General features: G+C 66.3%; 19 protein-coding genes. 6 read left to right on the top strand and 13 right to left on the bottom strand.

What is annotated here, in order from left to right; all coding sequences use genetic code 11:
* Positions 1-25 precede the first annotated feature (25 nt).
* On the top strand, positions 26-730 hold the full coding sequence (locus tag BLQ10_RS16515; RefSeq protein ID WP_254785618.1) for a type IV toxin-antitoxin system AbiEi family antitoxin: 705 nt from the start codon (positions 26-28) through the stop codon (positions 728-730).
* On the opposite strand, the gene BLQ10_RS16510 is transcribed toward BLQ10_RS16515, so the two are convergent.
* The 9 genes from BLQ10_RS16510 to pdxT all read right to left on the bottom strand — a co-directional run bounded on the left by BLQ10_RS16510 (position 727) and on the right by pdxT (position 10,829).
* A complete protein-coding gene (locus BLQ10_RS16510) occupies positions 727-3,018 on the bottom strand; it encodes a RelA/SpoT family protein (RefSeq protein WP_254785624.1) in 2,292 nt (763 codons plus the stop codon). The two genes, BLQ10_RS16515 and BLQ10_RS16510, sit on opposite strands and share 4 nt — an antisense overlap.
* A gap of 310 nt (positions 3,019-3,328) precedes the next feature.
* Entirely contained in the window at positions 3,329-4,348 is a 1,020-nt protein-coding gene (gene secF / locus BLQ10_RS16505) for a protein translocase subunit SecF (RefSeq protein WP_091563898.1), read from the bottom strand.
* Positions 4,349-6,124: a protein translocase subunit SecD gene (gene secD, locus BLQ10_RS16500; RefSeq protein ID WP_091563897.1), complete on the bottom strand. Its 1,776-nt coding sequence runs from the start codon at positions 6,122-6,124 to the stop codon at positions 4,349-4,351.
* Positions 6,125-6,229: 105 nt separating this feature from the next.
* Complete coding sequence (gene yajC, locus BLQ10_RS16495) at positions 6,230-6,652, bottom strand: preprotein translocase subunit YajC (protein ID WP_091563895.1); 423 nt, start codon at positions 6,650-6,652, stop codon at positions 6,230-6,232.
* Positions 6,653-6,865: 213 nt separating this feature from the next.
* A complete protein-coding gene (ruvB, locus tag BLQ10_RS16490) occupies positions 6,866-8,002 on the bottom strand; it encodes a Holliday junction branch migration DNA helicase RuvB (protein WP_091563893.1) in 1,137 nt (378 codons plus the stop codon).
* Positions 7,995-8,639 carry a Holliday junction branch migration protein RuvA gene (ruvA, locus tag BLQ10_RS16485; protein ID WP_091563891.1) on the bottom strand — a complete coding sequence of 215 codons (645 nt, stop codon included), beginning with the start codon at positions 8,637-8,639 and terminating at the stop codon, positions 7,995-7,997. Before ruvA ends, ruvB begins: the two co-directional genes overlap by 8 nt.
* A 102-nt stretch (positions 8,640-8,741) precedes the next feature.
* The gene (gene ruvC / locus BLQ10_RS16480) at positions 8,742-9,320 is read right to left on the bottom strand and encodes a crossover junction endodeoxyribonuclease RuvC (RefSeq protein WP_091563943.1); all 579 of its coding nucleotides are present in this window, start codon (positions 9,318-9,320) and stop codon (positions 8,742-8,744) included.
* 48 nt (positions 9,321-9,368) lie between these two features.
* Entirely contained in the window at positions 9,369-10,124 is a 756-nt protein-coding gene (locus tag BLQ10_RS16475) for a YebC/PmpR family DNA-binding transcriptional regulator (RefSeq protein ID WP_091563890.1), read from the bottom strand.
* Positions 10,125-10,127: 3 nt separating this feature from the next.
* Complete coding sequence (pdxT, locus tag BLQ10_RS16470) at positions 10,128-10,829, bottom strand: pyridoxal 5'-phosphate synthase glutaminase subunit PdxT (protein WP_091563888.1); 702 nt, start codon at positions 10,827-10,829, stop codon at positions 10,128-10,130.
* Positions 10,830-10,921: 92 nt separating this feature from the next.
* Between pdxT and BLQ10_RS16465 the strand changes: the two genes are divergently transcribed.
* From BLQ10_RS16465 to BLQ10_RS16450, 4 genes are all read left to right on the top strand, one after another.
* Positions 10,922-12,211: a Mur ligase family protein gene (locus BLQ10_RS16465; RefSeq protein WP_091563887.1), complete on the top strand. Its 1,290-nt coding sequence runs from the start codon at positions 10,922-10,924 to the stop codon at positions 12,209-12,211.
* Positions 12,208-13,005 carry a type 1 glutamine amidotransferase gene (locus tag BLQ10_RS16460; RefSeq protein WP_302847331.1) on the top strand — a complete coding sequence of 266 codons (798 nt, stop codon included), beginning with the start codon at positions 12,208-12,210 and terminating at the stop codon, positions 13,003-13,005. Before BLQ10_RS16465 ends, BLQ10_RS16460 begins: the two co-directional genes overlap by 4 nt.
* A 5-nt stretch (positions 13,006-13,010) precedes the next feature.
* Positions 13,011-13,499: a GNAT family N-acetyltransferase gene (locus BLQ10_RS16455; protein WP_091563885.1), complete on the top strand. Its 489-nt coding sequence runs from the start codon at positions 13,011-13,013 to the stop codon at positions 13,497-13,499.
* A 689-nt stretch (positions 13,500-14,188) separates the two neighbouring features.
* Positions 14,189-15,067, top strand: coding sequence for a methyltransferase family protein (locus BLQ10_RS16450; RefSeq protein WP_091563939.1), 879 nt, complete (start codon positions 14,189-14,191; stop codon positions 15,065-15,067).
* Between the two features lie 17 nt (positions 15,068-15,084).
* Here BLQ10_RS16450 and arr read toward each other — a convergent pair whose 3' ends face one another.
* The 3 genes from arr to BLQ10_RS16435 all read right to left on the bottom strand — a co-directional run bounded on the left by arr (position 15,085) and on the right by BLQ10_RS16435 (position 17,308).
* Positions 15,085-15,513 (bottom strand): NAD(+)--rifampin ADP-ribosyltransferase, encoded by a 429-nt coding sequence (gene arr, locus BLQ10_RS16445; protein WP_091563883.1) that lies wholly within the window; start codon positions 15,511-15,513, stop codon positions 15,085-15,087.
* A 94-nt stretch (positions 15,514-15,607) separates the two neighbouring features.
* Positions 15,608-16,387: an alpha/beta fold hydrolase gene (locus BLQ10_RS16440; RefSeq protein WP_091563881.1), complete on the bottom strand. Its 780-nt coding sequence runs from the start codon at positions 16,385-16,387 to the stop codon at positions 15,608-15,610.
* 69 nt (positions 16,388-16,456) lie between these two features.
* On the bottom strand, positions 16,457-17,308 hold the full coding sequence (locus tag BLQ10_RS16435; protein ID WP_091563879.1) for an alpha/beta fold hydrolase: 852 nt from the start codon (positions 17,306-17,308) through the stop codon (positions 16,457-16,459).
* 184 nt (positions 17,309-17,492) lie between these two features.
* On the opposite strand from BLQ10_RS16435, the gene BLQ10_RS16430 reads away from it, so the two are divergent.
* Positions 17,493-19,505: a M3 family metallopeptidase gene (locus tag BLQ10_RS16430; RefSeq protein WP_091563878.1), complete on the top strand. Its 2,013-nt coding sequence runs from the start codon at positions 17,493-17,495 to the stop codon at positions 19,503-19,505.
* Between the two features lie 140 nt (positions 19,506-19,645).
* Here the strand turns inward: BLQ10_RS16430 and pdxS are convergent, their stop codons facing one another.
* On the bottom strand, positions 19,646-20,572 hold the full coding sequence (gene pdxS / locus BLQ10_RS16425) for a pyridoxal 5'-phosphate synthase lyase subunit PdxS (protein ID WP_091563876.1): 927 nt from the start codon (positions 20,570-20,572) through the stop codon (positions 19,646-19,648).
* Between the last annotated feature and the right edge of the window lie 140 nt (positions 20,573-20,712).

Raw genomic sequence — 20,712 nt, 5'->3', positions numbered from 1 at the left:
CCGGGGAACCGGGAACGATGGCGGAATGGTACTCATGCCGCGCGCTCCCGCTGGACTTTCCGGGCCGCCCGGTTCGGGCCAGCGCGCTCCCGGGGCGCCCGGTACAAGCCAGCGCGCTCCGGGTCCGGGGCCGGATCACTGCGAGCTCTACTCCCCCGGCGCACTGTTCTCCTGGCCGGAGCTGCAGGCCATGGCCGCCGACGGCGTGCTGACGCAGCTGTACCAGCGCGGTTACCTGCCACCGGGCGCCCATGCAAGTCCGCAGCTGCGCGCCCGTGCCGCGTCTCTGGCCATGGCGCCGGCAATCCGGCAGCGGGTCGTGGCGGGGCGGATGACCGCGGCATGGATCTACGGTTGCGCCGCCGAGCCGGACCGTCTGGCGCTGCTGGTTGACGCCAACCGGCGGATTTCCAGCCTGAGGTCTGTGCGCGGCTGTACGTTCCACGAAGTTCGGCTCGGGCCGTTCGACGTCGTCAGCATGGGAGGTCTGATGGTGTCCAGCCCGTTGCGGACGGCCGTGGACGTGGCGTTGCACGTGGATGCGGAACGGGCCGTGCCGGCCCTGAGGGCGCTGTTGGCCCGCCCCGAGCTGGGCGTGCGTCTCCGGCTGCTCAGGCTTGCCGTTGACGCCAGCCCGCGCGTCCCGCACAAACGGGCGGCGCTGGCGAAGCTCGCCGCCCTGGCACAGCCGGCGGCGCCCGATGCAGCCGGCAAGCTGCGGCCGGGCTAGCTGCGGCGACGGTTCCCGGTGGTGCGGTACACGTCGAAGACGCCGTCGATCCTGCGGACTGCGCTGAGCACGTGGCTGAGGTACTTGGGGTCGCCCATCTCGAACGCAAACTTGGAGATTGCCACCCGGTCCGTGGACGTGTGGACGCTCGCCGCGAGGATGTTAACGTGATTTTCCGAGAGCACGCGGGTGACGTCGGAGAGCAGCGATTTGCGGTCCAGCGCTTCGACCTGGATCTCCACGAGGAACACGCTGGACTGTGTGGGCGCCCAGTCCACTTCCACGATCCTGTCCGGCTGATCCATCAGGCCGCTCACGTTCGTGCAGTCGGTCCGGTGCACGGAGACACCGGAGCCGCGCGTGACGAAGCCAAGGATCGGGTCCGGCGGGACCGGCGTGCAGCACCGGGCCAGCTTCACCCAGACGTCGTCCACGCCGCGGACAACTACACCGGAATCGGAGAAGCGGGCCTTGCTGACCTGGGTGGGGATGGAAACCTCGGTGAGGGCGTCGTCCGGGTGCTCGTTTCCGCCGAGGCTTTCCACCAGGCGTTCCATGACGGACTGCGCGGAGGTGTGGCCGTCGCCCACGCCGGCGTAGAGCCCCGAGATGTCGGCGTACTTGAAGTCCTCCGCGATCGCGGCGAGGGCGTCGTGGGTCATCAGCCGCTGCAGCGGGAGGTTTTGCTTCCGCATCGCCTTGGTCAGCAGCTCCTTGCCGCGGTCAATCGCTTCCTCGCGGCGTTCCTTGCTGAACCATTGCCTGATTTTGTTCCGGGCCCGCGCGCTCTTGACGAAGTGTTGCCAGTCCTGGCTGGGGCCAGCGCCTTCGGCCTTGGAGGTGAAGATCTCCACCCAGTCGCCGTGGTTCAGTTCGCTGTTGAGCGGAACGAGCTTGCCGTTGACGCGCGCGCCGATGGTCCGGTGGCCCACCTCGGTGTGCACGGCATAGGCGAAGTCCACGGGCGTCGACCCGGCAGGCAGGGCCATGACCTCGCCCTTGGGGGTGAAGACGAACACTTCGCGGGCGTTGATTTCAAAGCGCAGGGAGTCGAGGAACTCGCCGGGGTCCGAAGTTTCCTGCTGCCAGTCCACGAGTGAGCGCAGCCAGCCCATGTCGCCGTCGCGCGGGCTGCCGGGGCCGGCCGCCGTCCGGTTGGGCTGGTCCTTGTACTTCCAGTGCGCGGCGACACCGTACTCGGCCCTCCGGTGCATTTCATGGGTGCGGATCTGGATTTCCACCGGCTTGCCGCCGGGCCCGATCACCGTGGTGTGCAGCGACTGGTACATGTTGAACTTGGGCATCGCGATGTAGTCCTTGAACCGCCCGGGCAGGGGGTTCCAGCGCGAGTGCATCGCGCCCAGGGCGGCATAACAGTCCCGGACTGAGTCGACCAGGACACGGACGCCCATGAGGTCGTTGATGTCGTCAAAGTCTTTGTCCCGGACGATCATCTTCTGGTAGATCGAGTAATAGTGCTTTGGCCGTCCGGTGATCGTGGCCTTGATCTTCGCCGCCCGGAGGTCATCGGTGATCTGGTTGCGGATGACCGCCAGGTTCTTTTCGCGCTCCGGGGTCCGGTCCCCCACCATGCGCACGATTTCCTCGTACACCTTGGGATAAAGCGCAGCGAAGGACAGATCCTCCAGTTCCCACTTGATGGTGTTCATGCCGAGCCGGTGGGCCAGGGGTGCGAAGATTTCCAGGGTTTCGCGCGCCTTGCGGGCCGAGGACTCAGCCGAGACGAAACGCCACGTGCGGGCGTTGTGGAGCCGGTCGGCGAGTTTGATCATCAGGACGCGGATGTCCTTGGCCATGGCGACGACCATCTTGCGCACCGTCTCGGACTGGGCCGCCTCACCGAAGCTGACCTTGTCCAGCTTGGTGACGCCGTCCACCAGCATGGCCACTTCCGGGCCGAACTCCGCCTTCAGGTCGGCCAGCGTGTATGAGGTGTCTTCGACGGTGTCGTGCAGCAGGGCCGCGGCCAGCGTGGTGCCGCTGAGACCGAGTTCGGCCAGGATGGTGGCCACCGCGACCGGGTGCGTAATGTACGGGTCCCCGCTCTTGCGCTTTTGCCCCCGGTGGCAGCGCTCGGCCACCACGAAAGCGCGCTGGATGAGGTCGAAATCCTCTTTGGGGTTGTTGGCACGGACCGTGCGCAGCAACGGCTCCAGGATCGGGGAGTACGCCGGGGCACCACGGCCAGTCAGCCGGGCAAGGCGCGACCTCGTGCGTTCGCGCCGGCCAGGAAACGTCGGCCGGGAGCCCGAATTGCCAACCGGCACGGGAACATCGGGACGTCCGGGAACCACCAGGTCAGTCTGAGAACCCTGACCTTGGCCCTTGTCCGCAGGTGCCTCCGGCACCGGCGTCGAACGTTCTTCCAATGGAGCACCTCTCGCGACCGGTTAATTATTCAAGTGTATTCCCGCAGCAGGATACTTCGATAACCGGCCGGGGTACGGCGACGGGCCGGAGGCCGTCGAAATGGACGGTCTCCGGCCCGTCTGCTGGCCGCTCAGGACGGTTCAGGCCTTGGTCCCGGCGCCATCAAGGCACCGGGACCTGCCTGTTGCCCTGTGTTTAGGGCGTGGCTCAGGCCGTAGCAGGCGACGCCGGCGACGTGGCCCTGGCTGCCGCGTCGGCGCGCCTCTGTTCCACCCGCTTGGCCTGCTTGACCAGCTCAGGTTCGCCCTGCCGCAACGCGGCGTACAGCGGAGCCGCGATAAAGATCGTCGCGGCAGTGCCCACCAGGATGCCCACGAACAGCGCCAGGGACAGATCCCGCAGGGTTCCGGCACCGAGCAGCCCGGCACCGATGAAGAGGATCGCGCCGACCGGCAGGATGGCCACCACCATCGTGTTGATGGACCGGACCAGGGTCTGGTTGATGGCGAGGTTGACCTCTTCGGCGAAGGTCCGCCGGGTGGACGCCTGCAAGTCCGAGGTGTTTTCCCGGATCTTGTCGAACACCACCACGGTGTCGTACAGCGAATAGCTGAGCACCGTGAGGAAGCCGATGATGGCCGACGGCGTCACCTCGAAGTCACTGAGGCCGTATATACCGGCGGTCATGAACAGGGTGACGGCCATGCCGACCAGTGCCGAGAGCGACATCTTCCAGGTCCGGAAGTAGAGCGCCATCAGGACGGCGGCCAGACCCACAAAGATTGCCAGGCCCATCAGTGCCTGCTTCGTGACGTCCGCACCCCAGGTGGGGCCGACGAAGGTTGACGTGACCTCGTTATCCGTCACGCCGTAGGCCTTGGTGAGGCCGTCCTTGATCTGCAGCGTCTCGTCGTCGGTGAGCTTGTCCGTCTGGATGCGCATGGTGGTGCCGGCCACGTTAGCCACGCGCGGCACGGATCCGGCCACGACGTCCTTGACGGCCTTCTCGCCGAGGGAGGCATCGGTTGTCTTGACGTTGGAGACCGTGAACTCGGAGCCGCCGCGGAACTCGATGCCGAGGTTGAAACCACCCTTGGCGACCGGGATCAGGATTGAGAGGGCGACGGCGATCCCGGCAATCAGGAACCACAGCTTCCTGTAACCGACGAAGTTGTACGAGCGCTTGCCCGTGTACAGCTCATTGCCGAATGTTGAGAAGTTAACCATTTACTTGCCCTCCTTGGACGCGCTCTTGGAGGTACCGGCGAGCTGTGCCTGTTGTGCCTGGTCCTGCTTTTCGGCGAGACGGCGTTCTGCAATGGTCATCCGGCGTTCTGCCTCGGCGGCGGCGCCGGTGTTCTTCGCGCGCACCACTGCCACGGGCTTGTCCTCCGGGGTGCGGACTCGGCCGGCACCGCGGTACAGCGGGACGGCGCCGAGGCGCTTCGGGTCCAGACCCGAGAACCTGTGGCCTTCGCCGAAGAACTTGGTCCGTGCCAGCAACTGCAGGGTGGGATGGGTGAACATGAAGACGACGATGAGGTCGGCGATCGCGGTGAGGCCGAGGGTGAACGCGAAGCCGCGGACGTTGCCCACTGCCACGAAGAACAGCACCACGGCGGCGAGGAGGTTCACGGCCTTGGAGGCGAGGATGGTGCGCTTGGCCCGCTTCCAGCCGTTTTCCACGGCCGAGACCAGGCCGCGGCCTTCACGGAGCTCATCGCGGATGCGTTCGAAGTAGACGATGAACGAGTCGGCCGTCTGGCCGATGGCCACGATCAGGCCTGCGACACCGGCGAGCGAAAGCCGGTAGTTTTCGGTCCAGCCGAGGATGGCGATGGCCAGGAACGTCAGCACCCCGGCGATCACGAGGGATGCCACGGTCACGAAGCCAAGGGCACGGTATTGGAACAGCGAGTAGACCACAACCAGCAGCAGGCCGATCAGGCCGGCGAGCATACCCATGCGGAGCTGCTCCCCGCCGAGGGTTGCCGAGATCTGCTGTTCGCTCTGGATTTCGAAGCTGATCGGCAGGGCACCGAAACGAAGCTGGTCGGAGAGCGCCTTGGCCGATTCCTCGGTAAACCCGCCGGTGATCTGCGGCCGGCCGTCGGTGATGACGGCGAGGGAGCGCGGGGCGGAGATGACCTGGTCGTCCAGGACGATTGCGAACTGGGACTTCGGATCCGAGCCGGTCTGGCCACCGCCGGCGGCGTAGAACTGGTACAGGCGCTCGGTGACTTCCTTGAACTTGGTGGTGCCCTGGTCATCGAACTGGATGTTGACGGCCCATTCGTTGGTCACGGCACCCTGGGCGCCGCGCTGCAGCTGGAACGAGGAGGACTTGATGTTCGAGCCCTTCACCTCAACCGGACCGAGGATGTACTTGATGGCCGGCGACTTAGCCGACGCCGGCTCACAGGTCACCAGCGGCTTGGTCGGGTCGGAGCGCTGCTGCTTGTCCTGGGAGGGGTGGTCGCAGTCGAGCGCCTCGAACTGCTTGTAGACCTCGGGGGTAATCCAGTTCTCGTCGCTGCTGTTGGCGGGTTTGGCCGTCGGCTTGGGCAGCTGGGCCTCCGGGGTCCGGGACGCTGCGGGGACGGCTGCGCCGGCGCCCGTCTGGATGACCGGGCGGAAGTTCATGTCGGCGGAGGCCTGGATCAGCGCACGGGTTTCCTTGGCAGGTGTTCCCGGGAGGCTGACGACGACGTTGCGGCCGGACTGCGTGCTGATTTCCGCTTCCGCGACGCCCGAGCCGTCCACGCGCTGACGAATGATCGCCACGGCCTGGTTGAGCTGGTCTTCGGTAATACCCGAACCGCCCTCAACCTTGGGCGCCAGGATCATCTGGGTGCCGCCTTCAAGGTCCAGTGCGAGCTTTGGAGCCCAGCCCGCCTGGCCGGCAATCGTGCCGCCTGCCAGGACAGCCGTCATGGCGGCGATGAGTACGCCAAGCCAGACCAGCATCCTGATGGCTGAGTTTTTGGGGCCAGTTCGTGCCATTGTCGATCTTTCTATTATTGACGGCGGATCCGTCGGCGCGGGCTCTTGGCCCCCGCCGACGGATGCCCGCAACCGTTGCTTCGCGGGATGACTCAGGTAGGCAGACTAGCTGTCTTTTTTGCCTTCGTCGTTGAGGCGGCGCAGGGTTTCCTCGGGAGTTTCAGCGCTGGGCACTTCGTTGAGCGCGGCGGGGCTGTCCGTGTTCTCAGCGTTCACCTTCTCCGTGGTGAGCGAGGACGCGTCGTCGGGAACAACGGTCGGCTCTTCGGCCGCAATTACAGGCTCCACAATCTTGGTGACAGCCTGGCGGTGCACCGTGGCCGTGTTGCCCGGGGAAAGTTCCAGCGTGACCTTGTTCTCCGCTTCGTCGATGTTGACGATCCGGCCGAACAGCCCAAAGCTCGTCATGACCTCGACGCCGGGGCCGAACTTCGACTGGAGCTGCGCCTGCTGCTGCTGTGTCTTCTTGTTGCGGCGGAACATCATGAAGACGAACACGCCGAGCATGACGAACAGGAGAATTGTCATTGGATCCAAGGGGATTGTTCCGTTCTGTACTTGCATAGCTGTTTTTCAGCAACGTCCGTTTGCTCCGGGCGGCGCGGGCGGGGGTCTGCGCAGCAAGCTGGCAGAGAGACCATCCCCAAACCGCCGGCGGCCACCTGCTCTCCGCCCACGGAAACAAAACCCGAACGTGCCGAGCGTCATACCAGTCTAAAGGGAAAAGCTGAAAGTAAGGTGCTAGCGCCTGTTTCTGATCCGCTGGGGACCGGTTTCTTCACCGAGATCACCGCCGGACCCGCTCTGCGGGCCCTCGCCCAGCTCATCGGCCAGCTCCTCGGCCTGGAACAGCTCCAGCGGGTCCTGACCGAATATGCCGGCAGGAACGGCGAAGCCCAGGTGCGTCCACGCCGGCGCCAAGGCAATGCGGCCGCGCGGCGTCCGGCCCAGCAGCCCCTCCCGCACCAGATAGGGCTCGGCGACCGTTTCCACGGTCTCCGTTTCCTCGCCGACGGCGATCGCGAGCGTGGACAGGCCCACCGGCCCACCGCCGAACTTCGTGATGAGGGCCTCAAGAACGGCACGGTCCAGCCGGTCCAGGCCACGCTTGTCTACCTCGTACATGTCTAGGGCCGCGGACGCCGCCCGGGCATCAATTTGCTCGATGCCGTGCACGAGTGCCCAGTCCCGGACCCGGCGCAGGAGCCGGTTGGCGATGCGCGGCGTGCCCCTTGACCGGCCGGCGATCTCGCTGAATCCGGCCGAGTTGACCTTCAGGTCCAGCAGGCCGGCGGAACGGCGCAGGACCAGTTCCAACTCTTCGACGGAGTAAAACTCCAGGTGGCCGGTGAAACCGAAGCGGTCCCGCAGCGGCCCGGGAAGCAGGCCCGCCCGCGTCGTGGCGCCGACCAGCGTGAAGGGCGGCAGTTCCAGCGGGATGGCCGTGGCGCCCGCGCCCTTGCCGACGACGATATCGACGCGGAAATCCTCCATCGCCATGTACAGCATTTCCTCGGCCGGCCGGGACATCCGGTGGATTTCGTCCAGGAACAGGACTTCGCCTTCAGAGAGCGAGGACAGGATGGCCGCGAGGTCGCCAGCGTGCTGGATGGCCGGGCCGCTGCTGATCCGCAGCGGAACGTTCATTTCGGCAGCGATGATCATCGACAGTGTGGTCTTGCCCAGGCCGGGAGGGCCCGAGAGCAAAACGTGGTCCGCGCTGCGGCCGCGCATACGCGAGGCCTCCAGGACGAGGGAGAGCTGCTTGCGGACCCGGTGCTGGCCCACGAAGTCGTGCAGGTTTTTGGGCCGCAGGGCGGCTTCGATGACCCGCTCCTCCGGCTCCTCTCCCCCGGCGACAATCGACGGTTCAGCCACGCGCGCCTACCCGGTTTCCGGCGCGGGCGCCGTCCTGCCCCAGCCAGCGCAGCGTGGCGCGGAGGATTTCCGCCACATTGCCGTTCGCTGCCAGGCCCGGGGAATCGGCCAAGGATTTGTCGATGCTGGCCGTGGCATCCTTTTCGGACCAGCCAAGGCTTGTCATCGCGGCGACGACCTGCGGCTTCCAGACGGATTCCGCGGACACCGCCGCGGCCGGCGCGCCGGGGGTGCCGTGCGGCACGAGCTTGCCGGCGAGTTCCAGCACGATCCGGCCGGCCACCTTCGGTCCAATGCCGGGGACCTTCGTGAAGGCCTTGCCGTCGCCGGAGTGCGCGGCCACCCGGATGGCTTCCGGCTCGTGGACGGCCAGCACGGCCAGTGCCAGGCGGGGACCGACGCCGCTGACGCTGAGCAGCACATCAAACACAACACGTTCATCGTCCCTGGCGAAACCGAACAGGGTCAGCGAGTCCTCACGCACGATCAGGGACGTGAACAGCTTCCCCTCCTCCCCCACCCGCAGGCCGCTGAGGGTCTGCGGCGTGGCGTTGACGCTCATGCCGGCGCCGTTGAGGTCGATCACGGCGGAGGACAGTCCGACATGCGCTACGGTTCCGCGAAGAAAACTGATCAAGGCCGGGCTCCTGGGTCTACAGCTTGATGCAGCCGGGCGACCCGGCTATCCGAACATATCTACGAATACCCTACCAAGCACTGCGGCGGAACAGTCGGACATTCAGCGCGCACGGCGCGCTTTTGCCTCCGCGTCCGCCCACGCCCGCTGGGCGGGAGTGAGGGACTGGCTGCCCGGCCCCGTCGTCGCCACGGCGGCGCCGCTGCCGGCCCGCCAGGCGTGGGTAATGGCCAGCGCGAGGGCATCGGCAGCGTCGGCCGGGCGCGGGGGCGCGTCCAGCCGGAGGATCTTGGTCACCAGCTTCGTGACGGCGTCCTTGTTCGAGGTCCCGCTTCCCGTCACGGCGGCCTTGACCTCGGACGGGGTGTGAAGCGCCACCGGAATGCCGCGGCGTGCGGCGGCCGCAATGACCACGCCGGAGGCCTGCGCCACCCCCATCACCGTGCTGACGTTGAGCTGGGAAAAGACCCGCTCGACGGCGAGGACATGCGGTTCGTACTGGTCCAGCCACTCGTCGATGGACGTGGCAATGACTAACAGCCGCTGGTCCAGGCTCTCCTCGGGGGAAGTTCCCACCACCCCGAAGGCCACCATGGTGGCCCGCCGGTTCCTTTCGACGTCGACAACGCCGATCCCGCAACGGGTGAGGCCCGGGTCAACCCCCAAGACGCGTAGCGTCAAGATCGGGCCGTCAAGACCGGGCCTCAAAATCACGGCTGGGTGAGCGTGTCACTCGGCTTCCAGTGCGGCCTGCACTTCGTCGCTGAGGTCGGCGTTGCTGTAGACGTTCTGGACGTCGTCGAGTTCTTCCAGGGCGTCCACGAGCTTCATGAACTTCTTGGCAGCGTCGAGGTCCAGCGGCACCTGCATGGACGGCACAAACTCGGCCTCATCGGTGTCGTACTCCATTCCGGCTTCCTTGAGGGCATCGCGGATGGCCTGGAGGTCGGTCGGCTCGGAGTGGATCTCGAAGCTGTCGCCGTTGTCTTTGACTTCCTCGGCCCCGGCGTCGAGGACTGCCATCAGTACGTCGTCCTCGCTGAGGCCGTTCTTCGGCAGCGAGACGACGCCCTTGCGGCTGAAGAGGTAGCTGACCGACCCGGGATCGGCGATCGTGCCGCCGTTGCGGGAGATCGCGAGCCGGACCTCGGAGGCGGCGCGGTTCTTGTTGTCCGTGAGGCACTCGATCAGCAGCGCGGAGCCCTGCGGGCCGCGGCACTCGTACATGATTTCGGTGTAGTCCACGACCTCGCCGGTGAGCCCGGCGCCGCGCTTGATGGCGCGGTCGATATTGTCAGCGGGCACCGAGGTCTTCTTGGCCTTGGTGACGGCCAGTTCCAGGCTCGGGTTGCCGGACAGGTCAGGGCCGCCCATACGCGCGGCGACTTCGATGTTCTTGATCAGCTTGGCGAACGACTTGGCCCGGCGGCTATCAAGGATGGCCTTCTTATGCTTGGTCGTCGCCCATTTGGAGTGGCCTGACATGCTTTACGCTTCTCCTCTGATCATTCGAATAAACAGTTCATGCACGCGCTTCTCCCCCGTCACTTCCGGGTGGAAGGAGGTGGCCAGCAGCTTGCCGGAACGCACTGCAACAATTCTAGCCGTCCCGTCCAGGGATTCAGGGTGGCCGGCTTTGGAGGGTTCCACCTGGGCAAGGACTTCGACGCCGTCGCCGACGCGCTCCACCCAGGGCCCGCGGATGAAGACGGCATGGACCGGGGCCACTGCACCGCTGACGGCGCTGAACTCGAGCCCCCTGAAGTCGAGATCCGTCTCGAAGGACTCACGCTGGCGGCCAAAGGCGTTGCGGCGCACGGTGATGTCGAGCCCGCCGAACGTCTGCTGCGGGTTTCCGGCAAGGTCCGTCGCCGGGTCCGCGATCTCGTCCGCCAGCAGGATCATCCCGGCGCACGAGCCGTAGACGGGCAGGCCGGCCTGGATGCGTTCGCGCAGCGGGTCCCGGAGCCCGAAAATCCTGGAGAGCTTGTCAATCGTGGTCGATTCGCCGCCCGGGATGATCAGGCCGTCCAGGCCGTCAAGCTCGGCGGGGCGGCGGATCCCGATGCCGGCGGCACCGGCGGATTCCACGGCGTGCAGATGCTCCCGGAAATCGCCCTGGAGCGCCAGGACACCGATCCGGAGCCCTGTTCCCGCGCGGGATTCAGGGGAAAAAGAGGGGGTGGTCATCCCCACAGCATAATGCTCTGCGCTGCGCCGGGACGCATGCACCAGCCCCGGGCGTCCGGGTTCCATGCCGCTGCTGGGATATATTACAGAGCATGCTTTACTTCAGCGTTCCGCTTGGCAAGCTCGTCCGCCGGGTCTCCCGGCTCAGGGGCGGAGGCTCGGCCCTTCCCGGGCTTGTGGTCGAAAAAATTGACCCCGGTTTCATGCGGCGGACACTGTCCACGCTGCCCCTGGGGGTCGCCGTCGTCAGCGGCACCAACGGGAAGACCACCACCACAAAGATGGTGGTGGAACTGCTGGAGAGCCAGGGACTGAAGGTCTTCACCAACCGCACCGGCAGCAACTTCACCCGCGGCGTGGCCGCGGCGCTCCTGGGCGAGGTGGACTGGCGGGGCCGGCTCGATGCCGACGTCGCGGTCCTGGAATTGGATGAGGCGCATGCCGTGCACTTCGTCAACAAGGTCCCGCCGCGCTACAGCCTCCTGCTCAATGTCCTCCGCGACCAGCTGGACCGTTTCGGCGAGATCGACAAGACTGCCGAGCTGCTCCAGCACATCGCGTCCAAGACCACCGGGACCGTGGTCCTGAACCGGGAAGACCCCCGTGTGGCCCGGATCGCCCAGACCCTGGACGGGCCTGAGGTGCTCTACTTCGGGCTGGACGATTCCCTGCTCAGCACCTTCCCCAACGACGACGAAATGCGCGCGGCCCCGGGGAGCCCGGTGCCTCCCGCCCCCGCCCGGCCGGCCGCCGACGTCGTGCTGCGCCGCGTGGGCGCCGACGACGCCGACTTCGAGTACGACGGCGCGACGGTCACCACGCCCATGTTGCTGCGCGGCGTCTACAACATCTTCAATGCCGCCGCCGCGCTGACCCTGGCCCGCGGTGTCTCAGGCGCCCGCGGCACCGGTACCGACCACGCCGGCCTGCTCACGGCGCTGTCCAAGGTGGCGCCGGCGTTTGGCCGCGGCGAAAGCCTTGTGGTCGATGGCCTGCCGCTGGAGCTGGTGCTGGTCAAGAACCCCAGCGGTTTCCGGCTCGGCTTGAAATCATTCCCGGCCGCCGGGTACGCCACGATGATTGCGATCAATGACAATTACGCTGACGGCCGGGACATGTCCTGGCTGTGGGACGTCGAATTCGACACCCTCCGCGACGGCGGCGTGGACCAGCTCACGGGCTCCCGCGCCTACGACATGGCGTTGCGGCTGCAGTACGACGACGTCGCCATCGGTGCCGTCGACACGGAAATCGCGCCGGCACTGGCAGCGTTCATCCGCGGCGGCCAGGGCAAGCCGAAGAGGATCTTCTGCACCTACACGGCCATGCTGGCCATCCGCCGCGAGCTCTCCAAAATCACCACAGTGGAGGTGGTCTCATGACCCCCCGGTCCCCCGAAACCCCGCACGAACTCTCTTTTGGGCACGAACTTCCGCCCGAAGATTCCGCGGCCCCCAGCAAGGGAACCATCCGGGTCCTGCAGCTCTACCCGCGGGACATGAACATCTACGGCGACTGGGGAAACGCCCTGGTCCTCGCGCAGCGCCTGCGCTGGCACGGCTACACGCCGGAACTGCTCGAATACAACGTCGGTGACCAGTTCCCGGCAGACGTGGACCTGATTATCGGTGGCGGCGGACAGGACAGCGGACAGCTCGTGATCCAGGACGACCTCCTCTCCCGCGAGTCCACCTTGAAGCAGCTGGCCGAGGACGGCACCCCGATGCTCGTGATCTGCGGGCTGTACCAGCTCTTCGGGAAATTCTTCAAGACCCGGCTCGGCTCGGTCCTGCCTGGCATCGGCATCCTGGACGTGGAGACCCACGGCACCGACGAACGCCTGATCGGCAACGTCACCGTCGCCTCCCCCGAGTTCGGCAGCATCCTGGGCTATGAGAACCACAGCGGCCAGACCACACTGGGACCCGGCGTCGAACCGCTCGGAACCACCGCCAAGGGCACCGGCAACAACAGCACCGACGGCCAGGAAGGCGCCCGCTACCGCAACATCGTGGCGAGCTACCTGCACGGTTCACTGCTGCCCAAGAACCCGGCCCTCGCGGACTTCCTGATCACGACCGCCGTCGAACGCAAATACGGCAGCTTCACGCCGGGCACCCCGGACGACTCCTATGCGGTGCTGGCACGTGAACACGCCGCCCGCCGGCCCCGCTGACCCAGATGGCAGGCACTCCCGGCGGCACGATCCTGATTGGGCGCGACACCCCGGAGCGGGAGGACGTCCAGCAGCTTCTGGACGAGCACCTCGCTGACATGTACGCGACCTCCCCGCCGGAAAGCGTCCACGCCCTTGATCCCGCCGCACTGGCCGGACCGGGCATCAGCTTCTGGACCGCCCGGGAGGACTCACAGCTGTTGGGCTGCGCGGCGCTGAAACGCCTGGCTCCCGGCGACGCTGAGATCAAGTCGATGCGCACCGCGAATGCAGCCCGCGGGCGCGGCGTTGCCTCGGCGCTGCTCCGCCACCTCCTGGCGGAGGCCCGGCACAGCGGCTACCGGCGGTTGTTCCTGGAGACAGGGAGCCAGGCGTTTTTCGCTCCCGCGCGGCGGCTGTACGCGCGGCACGGCTTCACGGACTGCCCGCCGTTCGCCGGCTACGAGCCCGACCCCAACAGCGTCTTCATGACCCTCCAGCTCGACGCCGGGTAGCTGCGCGGGAGCTGTCCGCAGATGGACCGTGGGGCGCCGGCTAGCGGCCGGATACCGAAAGACTGCCCCCGGGCGCTGACCCTTGCATCGCCAAATCAAATTGCCCGACACGGCAAAACCCTCAATCCAACGTTTAGACCGGATTCCATTTTCGGAAACCAGTTCTGGCCAACGCTATTGGGACATTCCGGTTGCTTTTCTGTGAATGACAGCGGCATCTGGCGCACGTCTAATGGCGCTATTTAGCGCATCCCTTGCTGTAGGCTCCCATTCGAACCTAGGGGGATTGATGCTGAACTACTTTCGCGAGACGCAAGAGGCACGATTTGCGACCTCTGCACGTCGAATCTATGGCTTTATCTCTGCCGGCTTCGTGGCTGCAGTCATGGCATTGGTTTTTACGGGCCTCGCACCTATATGGATAGCCTGGGCGACATTCACCGTTTCTTGCGTTCTGGACGCTTTCCTGACTAGAAAGTGGATCAGAGAAGACGCACTCGAAGCCTATCGAGGCGGCCCCGGTCGAATTCGGTAGGCTGACGCCAACATTTACTTCGACACAAACAAAGCCACGTCCTAGAGCCGGAAGTGCTCGCTCGTAGAATTCCATCGACAAGCAGGCAAGGACCATTGATGACCAGGTTGAGTCGGTGAAGCCCTTGGTTCGGTGGGGTCCGGCCTATTTCGCCATGCAGGCGGTCGCCGGGCTCTGCTGGTGGATCGCGGTTTTCGTTTCGCCAATGGTGCGCGAGGCGGCCCTCGGTAATCTCGACCCGGTCGCGGTCGCGGTCTTCGACATTCCACTGTTCGTCATGGCCTCGGCCGTGGCGGCATTTGGCGTCAGGGTTGCCGCGGTAGTAAGTACCGGCTGGACGAGCTTCGTCGCGGTCGCACTGGCGGTGTACGCCACCATCACGACCGAAGCGGGCTGGGGTGTCCTGAGCATGGGTGCTGCAACCGCAGGTTCCCTGATCGCGCTCTGCCTCATCTTGCAAGGGCGCGTACCGATCGCATGGATCATCCGCGGTCCGTTCGCTTTCCGCCCCGCCGTCACCCGTCCGACCGCTGCCATCCACGTGGCTTCAACGTTCGGGCAAATCGTCCTCTTCTGGGGGTTCTTCCTGGCGGTGCTTCCCTTGGCGATAGCGTTTCTCGCAGAGCGCTGGGCGGTGGCGCTACCGTTTCCATCGTTTGCAGGTCCTATTGGCGTCGTGGTTCTCATACTCGCAAGTGCTCTTGGCGTCTGGTCGGCAGTTGTGATGTCGACCCTGGGAGATGGCACGCCGTTGCCATCGGCGATGCCCAACCGTCTGGTCATTGCGGGTCCGTATCGTTGGATTCGTAATCCGATGGCGGTCGCGGGCATTGTCCAGGGCGCCGCGATTGGCCTCATTCTGCAGTCATGGCTTGTCATCGCTTACGCGGTCGTGGGCTCGCTGGTGTGGAACTACGCCGTCAGGCCGCTTGAGGAATCTGATCTCCAGGAACGGTTTGGCGAAGAATTCCAGCAATACCGCGATGCGGTGCGCTGCTGGATTCCTAAAGTATCGAAGACTCAGCTCTCTTAGAGATTTCGAGGACGCTGCTAGTCGTCAATGACTGCGAGGCCCCGGCGTTTCAGGTCGGCGAGGCCATCTCGCATGGCCTGCAACTGATCGGGCGAGTGTCCTATGCAATCCACGAGTTCACCCACGACTTCCACCGGCTCCCGGGTCCGGTAAGACCGCGTCGGATTGCCGGGGAACTTCTTATCCGTCACGTTGGGGTCGTCTTCAAGGGCGCCCGTCGGTTCCACGATGTAGATCCGTCCACGGCCTTCCCCGGCGGCGAGTTCAGCCGCCCACGTTGCGGCATCCAAGGTTGCCGTCACGTACACGTGATTCGCTGTCCTTCCTTCTTCAAAGTTCGAGCCACGTCCGGGAATCAACAGGTCCCCCACCGCCAGGTCCGCCTTCGTCCCGTGAAACAGGGCCCCCGACTCGTGGACTTCGAATGGCTTGGGCTCGTTCGTCATGCACACCCCCTACGAGTTCGATTCGACATATTGGGCCGGTTGACCCGATGCAGCAAGAATGCTCCACGAAGGTAGCCACCGGCCCAGTCTGCCATTAGCGGGCCCGGACGAAGGCCAGGACGTCACGCGGCACCCGCCTGCTCGATCCCGCCCGGAGGTGGCCCCACCGCTCGTAGACGATCAGGGTGCAGTCGGGAATCAACCGCGCGGTCTCCTCCGCCACCACCCTCGGGAAGAACGCGTCCCGCCCTCCACGGAGCAGCAGGACGGGCGGACGAATGAACGGCAGCGCCGCCCGCGCATCGAACGCCAACCCGGCCCGCGCCTCCATAAGGACATCCGCGGCGGGGCACCCCGAGGAACCCAGCACGCGCCTGCCGACAACAGGTCCCAGCAGTTCCCGCAGCCAGCGGGTCCGCGGGCCCGGGAGCAGGTACTCGGCCAGGACAGTCCCGGCGCGGTCTGGGTCCCCGGCGGCGACGGCGGCGGCCATCCGGTTGTCCACGTCCTTGCCCCACGCGCTCAGCTCGGCGGCCGTGACCACCATGGCGATGTGCCCGAAGGACTGCGGATGGCGGGCGGCCAGGTATTGCCCGATCATCCCGCCGAATGACTCAGCCACCACCAGGTCGACCCGGCCGCCGAACTCCTCGGCGATCAGCGGAGCGTAGTCGTCCGCCATGTCTGCGATCGTGTGCGACGCCGGCATGTTCCGCCGGCGGGTGACCATCCAGATGGCGTACCCGGCCTCCCGGTAGGCAGCAAACTCCCACCGGAAACGTCCGCGCAACACCCCTTGGGGCACATCGCTCCCCGGTCCGCCCTGGACGAAGAGCAGGGACTTGGCACCCCGGCCCCACGTAAGGTATTCCATCCCGTTGCGGAATTCCCCGCTCCGCGTTGCCTGATCCCGCCGGTCTGCCCGCGCCCTCACAACGCCGGCTTACGGCGTTGTCACGGGCTGCCGCAGCAGTGCCGCGAATTCGGCCGGCCGGGTCACGGGCCACCAATGGCCGCTGTCGACCCGCGTCACGGTGACATCGTCCACCCACGATTCAAGCCCCTCCACGAGGGCCGGCGTGAGGAACGGATCCTTGAGCGGCACTACCACGTGGACGGGGACAGCCACCCGGGTTGGAACGGCCGGGTTCCGCCGGCCGCGGAAGTTCCTGCGGTACAGGGCCAGGCCGCGGACCGGATCGTTGCCGACGTCGCGCTTGGCCATCTTTTCGTACCGCCGGGTCAGGAACAGCCGCCAGGCGGCCTCCGGCAGGACCGGGACGAGGAACGCTCCGATATACCAGCTGCGCAGCAGTTGCCCGCCCAGCTGCGGCCAGGCCCCCGGTGTCCGGATGCGTCCACGGATCCAGCGGGAGAAGTGCCCCAGGTCAGGGCCGGAAATACTCGTGTAGCGGATGATCCGGCCGTCGGCCCGGGGGTCCTGGACGGCCGCCCAGCCCTGGATCGACCCCCAGTCGTGCCCCACCAGATGGACAGCCGGGGCGCCCACCCCGGCCAGCACGGCGAAGGCATCGTCCACGAGGGCCTTGAGCGAATAGTCCGCGTCCGGGCCGTGGACTGCGGACGCACCCGCGTTCCGCGTGTCGTAGGCCACCACGTGATGCGTCCGTGCGAGTTCGCGGATGGCCGGAAGGAACACCCGATGGTCATCGGGGTAGCCATGCACCAGGAGCAGGCTGGAGACCCCCGGGCCAGGCTCGGGGCCAAACTCAAACACGGCCAGCACCGCACCGGGCACGGCGACCGCCCGGCGCCGTTCGTTCAACGTCTCCATATGCTCCCCTACAGTTCCCGGAATTCAGCAGCCTGGCTCCGGGCGCGCCGGGCGCTCGCCGCCGCCATCCGGCGTCGGCCTCGCGGACCGGCAAGCCCCACAGGGCCCCATCCTACGTTGGGGGCAGTCACAACACACTGAGGCGAACGTTGAGAACCCGGGCCGTGCATGAAAGAGTCACGTCATGACCAATCCCCTCCTGAGCCCCAGCACCCTGCCCTACGGCCTGCCGCCCTTCGCGGACATCGAAGACGCGCACTACGCCGAGGCCGTTGAGGCCGGCCTGGCCGAGCACCTTGCCGAAATCCAGGCCATAGTGGACGACCCGGAGGCCCCGACCTTCGAAAACACGGCCTTGGCCATGGAGCGCTCCGGCCGGCTTCTGGAACGGGCTGCCGCGTCCTTTTTCACCCTCGTTTCCGCGGACGCCTCGGATACCATCCGGGATCTCGAGACCCGCCTGTCCCCGCTCTTTGCCGCCCACCAGGATGCCGTCTACCTCAACCGAGGGCTCTACGAGCACTTCGCGGCGTTGGACACAGCCGTCCTTGACCCGGAGTCCGCCCGGCTCGTGGAGGAATACCTCAAGGAGTTCCGGGCTTCCGGTATCCAGCTTGACGACGCGGGCCAGGAGCGCCTCAAGGACGTCAACGCCGAGCTTTCCCGGCTCGGCACCGAGTTCGGGCAGCGCTGCAAGGAAAGCATGAAGTCCGCTGCCCTGCTGATTGACGACGCCGGCGACCTCACCGGCCTGCCCGCCGACGACGTCGCCAGCGCGGCCGAAGCCGCCCGGACCGCCGGGCACGAGGGAAAGTTCCTGCTGACCCTGATCCAGCCGAGCAACCAGCCCGCCATGGCAGCGCTGGCGAACCGGGACGTCCGCCGGCGTCTCTACGAGGCCTCGATCGGCCGCGGCAGCGGCGGCGGCAGCCTCGACGTGCTCGATCTGGTCAAGGACATGGTCCGGCTCCGCGCCGAGAGGGCCAGCCTTCTGGGGTTCGCGAACTTCGCCGAACTCAGCGTGGACCGGCAGACGGCACCAGACTTCCAGGCTGTTCAGGCCATGATGGGCCGGCTGGCCCCGGCGGCCGTCCGCAACGCCGACGCCGAGGCGGAGGCGCTTGCCGAGGCCGCCGGCCATGCCCTCGAGGCCTGGGACTGGGCGTATTACTCGGCCAAGGTCAAGCGGGAGCGGTACGCCGTGGACGAGCAGGCCCTGCGCCCGTATTTCGAGCTGGACCGGGTTCTGAATGACGGTGTGTTCTTCGCGGCGAACGCCCTGTACGGCGTCACCTTCCACGAACGCACGGACCTCGCCGGCTACCACCCGGACGTGCGCGTCTGGGAGGTGAAGAATTCCGACGGGACGGACCTGGGCCTGTTCCTGGGCGACTACTACACGCGGGAGACGAAGCGCGGGGGCGCGTGGATGAACGCTCTCGTGGAGCAGTCCGGACTGCTGGACACCCGTCCTGTGGTGATCAACAACCTCAACATCTCCAAACCGCCGGCCGGCGAGCCCACCCTGCTGACGCTGGATGAACTCCGCACCACCTTCCATGAGTTCGGCCATGCCCTGCACGGCTTGTTTTCCGCCGTCACGTATCCGCGGTTCTCCGGTACCAACGTGCCGCGGGACTTCGTGGAATACCCGTCGCAGGTCAACGAAATGTGGATCATGTGGCCCGAGGTCCTGGCCAACTATGCGCGGCACCATGCGACCGGCGAGCCCCTGCCGCAGGAAACCGTGGACAAGCTCAACGCCGCGCAGCTCTGGGGCGAAGGCTTCGCCACCACGGAATACCTCGGCGCGGCCCTGCTGGACCTGGCGTGGCATGTCCTGGACGACTCCGATGTCCCGGAGGACGTCCTCGAGTTCGAAGCGAAGGCACTGGCCGCGGCCGGCGTGGCGCACAGCCTTATCCCGCCGCGCTACCGGACAGGCTACTTCCAGCACATCTTCGCCGGCGGCTGGTACGCCGCCGGCTACTACTCCTACATCTGGAGCGAAGTGCTGGACGCCGACACTGTGGAATGGTTCAAGGAAAACGGCGGCCTCAGCCGCGCCAACGGCGATTTCTTCCGGGCCGAACTGCTGTCCCGCGGCAACAGCCGGGACCCGCTGGAGTCATTCCGCGCCTTCCGCGGCCGGGACGCGGATCTCGGGCCGCTGCTGAAGCGCCGCGGCCTGGACTGACCCTTCATCGATTGCTCCGTAACCGCCGTTTTGAGACCTCATAAGGGCAGTTACGGAGCAATCGACGGGGAAACAAACGACGGCGGCGAGTCACCTGAGAAAGGTCACTCGCCGCCGTCGGGGTTAAGGGTTTACTGCCGTTACCAGCCGCGCTCGGCGAGGCGGTGCGGCTGCGGGATTTCGTCGACGTTGATGCCGACCATGGCCTCGCCCAGGCCGCGGGAGGCCTTGGCGATCTCGTCCGGGTCGTCGAAGAAAGTGGTGGCCTTCACGACGGCGGCGGCACGCTGGGCCGGGTTGCCGGACTTGAAGATGCCGGAGCCGACGAACACGCCGTCGGCGCCGAGCTGCATCATCATCGCGGCGTCGGCCGGGGTGGCGATGCCGCCGGCGGTGAACAGCACCACCGGGAGCTTGCCGGTGGCGGCAACTTCCTTGACCAGTTCGTACGGCGCCTGCAGCTCCTTGGCCGCGACGTAGAGCTCGTCCTCGGCCATGCCGGCGAGCTTCTTGATCTCGGCGCGGATCTGGCGCATGTGCGTGGTGGCGTTGGAGACATCGCCGGTGCCGGCCTCACCCTTGGACCGGATCATCGCCGCGCCCTCGTTGATGCGGCGCAGGGCCTCACCGAGGTTGGTGGCACCGCAGACGAACGGAACGGTGAACTTCCATTTGTCGATGTGGTTGGTGTAGTCGGCCGGGGTCAGAACCTCGGACTCGTCGATGTAGTCCACGCCAAGGGACTGCAGGACCTGCGCCTCGACGAAGTGGCCGATCCGGGCCTTGGCCATGACGGGCACGGACACGGCCGCGATGATCTTGTCGATCATGTCGGGATCGGACATGCGGGACACGCCGCCCTGGGCGCGGATGTCGGCCGGAACGCGTTCCAGCGCCATCACGGCCACGGCACCGGCGTCTTCGGCGATGCGGGCCTGCTCGGCGTTGACGACGTCCATGATGACGCCGCCCTTGAGCATCTCAGCCATGCCGCGCTTGACGCGGCTGCTGCCCGTGACGTTCTTCGCGGACGCGCCGGCTTCGCTGCTTACATCAGGTGTAGACACAAAAACCCCTATGGGTAGATAGATGACCTCGCCGGGGCGCGGACGGCACGTAAATGCCGTGTCTCGCACACACCGGATTACCGGATCCATTGGCCGGTAAAACTAATACTATCCCCCGGCCGGGGCACGGCAGAATTCGA

Origin of the sequence: Arthrobacter sp. ok362 (genome assembly GCF_900102785.1) — a bacterium.
GTDB lineage: Bacteria > Actinomycetota > Actinomycetes > Actinomycetales > Micrococcaceae > Arthrobacter.
This window is presented reverse-complemented; position numbering and strand designations above follow the sequence as displayed.

Excerpts from the sequence above, each read along its gene's own strand:
- BLQ10_RS16455 (WP_091563885.1), top strand. The coding sequence starts at position 13,011 with ATGGCAGGCACTCCCGGCGGCACGATCCTGATTGGGCGCGACACCCCG.
- secD (WP_091563897.1), bottom strand. The coding sequence starts at position 6,124 with ATGGCACGAACTGGCCCCAAAAACTCAGCCATCAGGATGCTGGTCTGG.
- arr (WP_091563883.1), bottom strand. The coding sequence starts at position 15,513 with ATGACGAACGAGCCCAAGCCATTCGAAGTCCACGAGTCGGGGGCCCTG.
- BLQ10_RS16465 (WP_091563887.1), top strand. The coding sequence starts at position 10,922 with ATGCTTTACTTCAGCGTTCCGCTTGGCAAGCTCGTCCGCCGGGTCTCC.
- BLQ10_RS16450 (WP_091563939.1), top strand. The coding sequence starts at position 14,189 with ATGCAGGCGGTCGCCGGGCTCTGCTGGTGGATCGCGGTTTTCGTTTCG.
- BLQ10_RS16440 (WP_091563881.1), bottom strand. The coding sequence starts at position 16,387 with ATGGAATACCTTACGTGGGGCCGGGGTGCCAAGTCCCTGCTCTTCGTC.
- BLQ10_RS16515 (WP_254785618.1), top strand. The coding sequence starts at position 26 with ATGGTACTCATGCCGCGCGCTCCCGCTGGACTTTCCGGGCCGCCCGGT.
- BLQ10_RS16475 (WP_091563890.1), bottom strand. The coding sequence starts at position 10,124 with ATGTCAGGCCACTCCAAATGGGCGACGACCAAGCATAAGAAGGCCATC.
- BLQ10_RS16430 (WP_091563878.1), top strand. The coding sequence starts at position 17,493 with ATGACCAATCCCCTCCTGAGCCCCAGCACCCTGCCCTACGGCCTGCCG.
- pdxT (WP_091563888.1), bottom strand. The coding sequence starts at position 10,829 with ATGACCACCCCCTCTTTTTCCCCTGAATCCCGCGCGGGAACAGGGCTC.
- secF (WP_091563898.1), bottom strand. The coding sequence starts at position 4,348 with ATGGTTAACTTCTCAACATTCGGCAATGAGCTGTACACGGGCAAGCGC.
- BLQ10_RS16435 (WP_091563879.1), bottom strand. The coding sequence starts at position 17,308 with ATGGAGACGTTGAACGAACGGCGCCGGGCGGTCGCCGTGCCCGGTGCG.
- BLQ10_RS16460 (WP_302847331.1), top strand. The coding sequence starts at position 12,208 with ATGACCCCCCGGTCCCCCGAAACCCCGCACGAACTCTCTTTTGGGCAC.
- yajC (WP_091563895.1), bottom strand. The coding sequence starts at position 6,652 with ATGACAATTCTCCTGTTCGTCATGCTCGGCGTGTTCGTCTTCATGATG.